At 40.6% G+C, this 4,764-nt stretch carries 4 protein-coding genes, 5 tRNA genes and 2 rRNA genes; 1 reads left to right on the forward strand and 10 read right to left on the reverse strand.

The window, feature by feature from the left end; translation table 11 throughout:
- The 5 genes from C5469_RS22155 to C5469_RS22175 all read right to left on the reverse strand — a co-directional run.
- Positions 1–142, reverse strand: a 142-nt coding sequence (locus C5469_RS22155) for a GTP-binding protein (RefSeq protein ID WP_072161945.1), incomplete at its 3' end; no start/stop codon positions are given.
- A 110-nt stretch (positions 143–252) separates the two neighbouring features.
- Positions 253–328: transfer RNA gene (locus C5469_RS22160), tRNA-Thr, on the reverse strand.
- A gap of 6 nt (positions 329–334) precedes the next feature.
- Positions 335–409: transfer RNA gene (locus C5469_RS22165), tRNA-Gly, on the reverse strand.
- Positions 410–515: 106 nt separating this feature from the next.
- Positions 516–600, reverse strand: a tRNA-Tyr gene (locus tag C5469_RS22170).
- A 16-nt stretch (positions 601–616) separates the two neighbouring features.
- Positions 617–692: transfer RNA gene (locus C5469_RS22175), tRNA-Thr, on the reverse strand.
- A gap of 430 nt (positions 693–1,122) precedes the next feature.
- Here C5469_RS22175 and coaA point away from each other — a divergent pair.
- On the forward strand, positions 1,123–2,073 hold the full coding sequence (coaA, locus tag C5469_RS22180) for a type I pantothenate kinase (protein ID WP_166310797.1): 951 nt from the start codon (positions 1,123–1,125) through the stop codon (positions 2,071–2,073).
- A 38-nt stretch (positions 2,074–2,111) separates the two neighbouring features.
- Here the strand turns inward: coaA and birA are convergent, their stop codons facing one another.
- From birA to rrf (C5469_RS22205), 5 genes are all read right to left on the reverse strand, one after another.
- Positions 2,112–3,074: a bifunctional biotin--[acetyl-CoA-carboxylase] ligase/biotin operon repressor BirA gene (gene birA, locus C5469_RS22185; protein WP_166310799.1), complete on the reverse strand. Its 963-nt coding sequence runs from the start codon at positions 3,072–3,074 to the stop codon at positions 2,112–2,114.
- The gene (gene murB, locus C5469_RS22190; RefSeq protein ID WP_166310801.1) at positions 3,071–4,096 is read right to left on the reverse strand and encodes a UDP-N-acetylmuramate dehydrogenase; all 1,026 of its coding nucleotides are present in this window, start codon (positions 4,094–4,096) and stop codon (positions 3,071–3,073) included. The genes birA and murB overlap by 4 nt, the downstream gene beginning before the upstream one ends.
- Before the next feature lie 137 nt (positions 4,097–4,233).
- Positions 4,234–4,349 (reverse strand): 5S ribosomal RNA (rrf, locus tag C5469_RS22195).
- A 22-nt stretch (positions 4,350–4,371) separates the two neighbouring features.
- Positions 4,372–4,447 (reverse strand) — tRNA-Thr (locus C5469_RS22200).
- Between the two features lie 194 nt (positions 4,448–4,641).
- Positions 4,642–4,757 (reverse strand): 5S ribosomal RNA (rrf, locus tag C5469_RS22205).
- Positions 4,758–4,764 lie beyond the last annotated feature (7 nt).

Below are 4,764 nucleotides of genomic sequence, written 5' to 3' on the forward strand. Positions count from 1 at the left end.
CGAATGCACGAGCGTTACCACCGTAGGTTTTAGCCAGTACAGTAGTAATTGCAGCAGTCAGGGTAGTTTTACCATGGTCAACGTGGCCGATAGTACCAACGTTAACGTGCGGTTTTGTACGTTCAAACTTTTCTTTAGACATTAGATTGTCCCTCTAAGACACGGAATCGGTGGTTTCACCACATCAACCAAGCAGTCGCTTGTTGAATCGCTTACAGGAAAAAAATCAGGAGACAAGGACATTAAAAGAAGTGGTGCTGATAGGCAGATTCGAACTGCCGACCTCACCCTTACCAAGGGTGCGCTCTACCAACTGAGCTATATCAGCACATCTTGGAGCGGGCAGCGGGAATCGAACCCGCATCATCAGCTTGGAAGGCTGAGGTAATAGCCATTATACGATGCCCGCATTGAACTCGGCTACCTGACTTCAATCAGCTGTACGTTGTATCTCAATATGCTCTACTTGGAGTAACTACTCATATGCAGAACACTCAAGATTAAATCTGATTGTTTGGTGGTGGGGGAAGGATTCGAACCTTCGAAGTCTGTGACGGCAGATTTACAGTCTGCTCCCTTTGGCCGCTCGGGAACCCCACCTTATCCAAATTTTTAATGGTGCCGGCACCAAGAGTCGAACTCGGGACCTACTGATTACAAGTCAGTTGCTCTACCAACTGAGCTATGCCGGCATCAAGTGCTGCGCATTCTAGGTAGTATGAGCGTTCTATGCAACAAAAAAATTGCTTTCGCTGATCGTTCGGTCACAAAACACTCATCTTTATTCGAGTAGCTGCTTTTTTCAATAGTTTCAGCCCAAATAACCAACGAAAAATTATCTATAACTATTAAAGAATTGATCACAAGTTCTATAGAACTTAATAAACTATTTCATTTTCTTCAGTTAAACCTCCATCATTATGAAAGAAAAACTCAAGCTAACATTAAGTAAAACAACTCAATTTTTTTACAATTCTGCATTTCTTATCAAAAAAAACCGCTAAAAATATAAAAAAGCCTACGCCTACCGCCCCTCAATCGATATGATGCGGTTTATTTTTTGTCGGGTACAGATTGTTTATTACAACCTGTCCACCCGCACAAACAGGCAGATGTTGGTCTATGAATAAAAAAGAACCTTTTTTGGCTACTCCATATTTGCAATTCAATCGTGAACAATGGGCTACCTTACGTGATTCAGTCCCACTAACATTAACAAAAGAAGAATTAATTGATCTAAAAGGGATTAATGAAGAAATTTCTTTAGAAGAAGTTATTGAAATTTACCTTCCTTTATCTCGTTTACTCAATTTTTATATCAGTTCAAATTTACGGCGCCAAGCCGTGCTTGAACAATTTCTAGGTACTGATGGGCAAAAAGTCCCTTATATCATAGGGATCGCTGGTAGTGTTGCCGTTGGTAAAAGCACTACAGCGCGCCTATTACAGGCGCTGCTGAGTCGTTGGCCCGAACACAGAAGCGTAGAATTAATTACTACAGATGGTTTTCTGCATTCTAACAGTGTGCTGAATGAACGTGGATTGATGAAAAAGAAAGGGTTCCCACAATCGTATGATATGCACACCCTAGTGAAATTCGTATCAGATATTAAATCAGGCTCCAAGCAAATATCTGCACCAGTTTACTCTCATCTTACCTATGACATCGTGCCAAATGAAAAAAAACTCATTGAACAACCAGATATTTTGATTTTGGAAGGTCTGAATGTATTGCAAAGCGGTATGGATTATCCCCATGATCCACATCATGTATTTGTCTCCGATTTCGTCGACTTTTCTATCTACGTCGATGCATCAGAAAAATTACTTAAGAGCTGGTATATCAGTCGCTTTCTGAAATTCCGTCAGGGTGCTTTTTCAGATCCAGATTCTTATTTCCACAGTTATTCTAAGTTATCAGAAGAAGAAGCTATAAATACCGCATCTAATATCTGGCAAGAAATCAATGGCTTAAATTTACAACAAAATATTCTACCAACCCGAGAACGAGCTAGCCTAATCATGACAAAAGGCGCCAATCACACCATTGAAAGCGTGAGGCTGCGTAAATAAAATAATTTTAAAGCCGGAAGATATCTCTCTTCCGGTTATTAATGACAACCTCTCAAAGAAATCTCACCACCAATATATGGAGTAACAACACCATTTTGATCAAGTAACAAAGCTCCTTGCTGGTTAATACCTCTAGCTATACCATGGACTTCCTGATTACCAATAATTAATTTTACCGGTCTATCCATAAAATTATCTAACTCAAACCACCGAGAAACAAATGAAGACAAACCTTCATTTTCAAACTGAATCAGAGCCTTTCTTAACTCAAGTATTATTTCTACTGCCAACTTATTACGATCAACTTCAATACCTGCCTGCTGCAAATTAATCCATTGCTGATTAATAGATTCTTTACCCTTATGATCCATAGCAATATTTATACCCGCACCGATCACAATCTGGGCGGCATCACCAGTTTTTCCCATCAACTCGACTAGAATCCCAGCCAATTTCTTATCATCAAGATATAAATCATTTGGCCATTTTACTTTAATTCTGTCAGCACCTAATCGATGCAATACTTCAGCAATAATAATACCAACAACCAGGCTCAATCCAATCGCAGCAGCAGGCCCCTGCTCAAGACGCCAATACATAGATAAGTAAAGATTCTTACCAAAAGGAGAAACCCATTTCCGACCACGCCGACCTCTACCAGCATACTGATATTCAGCAACACAGGCATCTCCTGATTTCAGCTCAGATAAACGATCAAGTAAGAACTGATTAGTCGAATCAATAACTGGCAAAACCGCGATACGACCCTCAGGTAAATATTGTAAAATACTACACTCATCAAGTAACTGCACAGGAGCCAAAAAACTATAACCTTTACCAGGTACCGTTTCCAGTTCAATTCCCCATTCACGAATAGTCTGTATATGCTTATTAATTCCAGCCCTGCTCATCCCTAAGTTTTGCCCTAGTTGTTGCCCTGAATGAATTTCTCCATCAGACAAAATCTTAATCAATTGCAATGGTACAGTTATATCTTTCATGAAATGCATTCCACAGCATCAATTTCACCTTTAGAGCCAATAAAGCGAACCTCAGGTTCAAGTAATACACCAAATTTTCTTATCACTTCTTGGCAAACATAGGCAGCCAATGCAATTATATCCTTACCTGTAGCATTTTCCTGGTTTATTAATACCAAAGCTTGCCTAAGGTGCACAGCTGCACCACCAATACGATAGCCTTTCAAATTACATTGTTCAATGAGCCAACCTGCCGCTAATTTAAACGTTCCATTAGTATGAGGATATTGAGGACTATCAGGGTAGTTTTCTTTAATTTTAGCCGCAATTTCTGCACTAACGATTGGATTCTTAAAGAAACTACCTGCATTTCCTGCTACTGCAGGATTAGGTAGTTTACTAGTACGCATTGTACATACTAAATCGAAAATCTGACGAGGAGTTACGCTACCTTTCGATAATTTAGTTAAATCACCATAGTTCAATATCGGTTGCCAATTCTTTTCTAACAATAGACCCACAGAGATAACAAAATAGTTCTCTTTGTATTTATGCTTGAAAATACTATCCCGATATCCAAACTGACATTCATCAGCACTAAGACGCATTTTCTCTCCCGATTTCAGGTTAAGAACATCTACGTATTCACATACATCTCTAAATTCAGTGCCATATGCACCAATATTTTGAATTGGTGCTGCACCAGCACAACCAGGAATTAGAGCTAAGTTTTCTAACCCATAGATCTGATTTTGGAGAGAATAGCAAACTAAATCGTGCCAATTTTCGCCTGCTCCTACATGTAAATGCCATGATTCATCAGTTTCCTGACATTGAATCCCCATGATTCTATTCAGGATCACAGTTCCTTCAAAATCCTCAGTAAATAAGACATTACTGCCTCCACCAAGCAGTAATACAGGTTGTTTTTGGTTTTTGGCTTCCTGCCATAGAACCAATAAAGATTCAGTAGACTCAGCTACGTCTAAATGTTTAGCATAGGCTGATAACCCAAAGGTATTAAACTCTTTAAGAGAAAGCATTTACTTAATACTCAACAAAGATTTAATAAGTAGTTTATCAGCCTATAGACGTAGAAAACAGTTGGAAAGCTAAGTTAGTTTTTTCGCCAAATGCAAAAGGGCCACCCTATTGGATGGCCCTTTCGTCTTAAAATAAAGCCTGGCAGTTCCCTACTCTCGCATGGGGAGTCCCCATACTACCATCGGCGCTACGGCGTTTCACTGCTGAGTTCGGCATGGGGTCAGGTGGGACCACCGCGCTATCGCCGCCAGACAAATTCTTTATATATTCTATGTGGTGCTGATACCCAGATTCGAACTGGGGACCTCACCCTTACCAAGGGTGTGCTCTACCAACTGAGCCATATCAGCAATAGGTTTTACAGTCACTATTGGTGAAAAACCTTAATTAAAATCTTGGCAGATCACGAACGGCTCACTTGCTGTTCATCCTTCGGGCTGTCGATCTTTACAACGTTCAAACCTGTTCCCAACGGGTTTGCCCTACTCTCTGCTCACTATGCTCCATGTCACTCTGTTACCTCGACATAAAGCTTTAATTTAAAGCCTGGCAGTGCCCTACTCTCGCATGGGGAGTCCCCACACTACCATCGGCGCTACGGCGTTTCACTGCTGAGTTCGGCATGGGGTCAGGTGGGACCACCGCGCTATCGCCGCCAGGCATATTC

Origin of the sequence: Photorhabdus cinerea, assembly GCF_011189575.1 — a bacterium.
Lineage (GTDB): Bacteria > Pseudomonadota > Gammaproteobacteria > Enterobacterales > Enterobacteriaceae > Photorhabdus > Photorhabdus cinerea.